Annotated in this window: 1 pseudogene; it reads left to right on the top strand. The window is 77.4% G+C overall.

The features are described from left to right. Positions 1-403, top strand: a pseudogene (locus tag DW299_RS19125) (sugar phosphate isomerase/epimerase family protein); the annotation flags it as partial.

The raw sequence follows: 403 nt of genomic DNA, 5'->3' as shown, positions 1-403 counted from the left end.
GCCGCCGCCGTCGAGGCGGCCGCCCGCGGGATCGGGCTCGCCCTCGAGTTCCATTCCGGCACCCTCGCCGACACGGCCGAGGCCGCCCTCCGGGTGCTCGCCGAGGTCGACCATCCGGCGCTGTCGACCTACTGGCAGCCGACGGTCGGGGCTCCCGATGCCGAGGCGCTCGAGGAGTACCGACGGCTCGCCGCCCACGTGAGCGCCGTGCACGTGTTCTCCTGGTGGCCGCGCACCGAGCGGCACCCGCTGCGCACCCGGGAGGCGCTGTGGACGCGCGTCGCCGCGGAGGCGGCTGCGGCCGAGCGACCGCCCCGCGACGCCCTGCTCGAGTTCGTCCCGGACGACGACCCCGCGCACCTCGCGGGGGAGGCCGCCGCCCTCCGCAGATCGGAAGAGCGTC

The sequence above is a fragment of the Microbacterium sp. K35 genome (genome assembly GCF_004794375.1).
In the GTDB taxonomy this organism is placed as follows: domain Bacteria; phylum Actinomycetota; class Actinomycetes; order Actinomycetales; family Microbacteriaceae; genus Microbacterium; species Microbacterium sufflavum.
The sequence above is the reverse complement of the archived record's forward strand: the minus strand, read 5'-3'. Positions and strand labels throughout refer to the sequence as shown.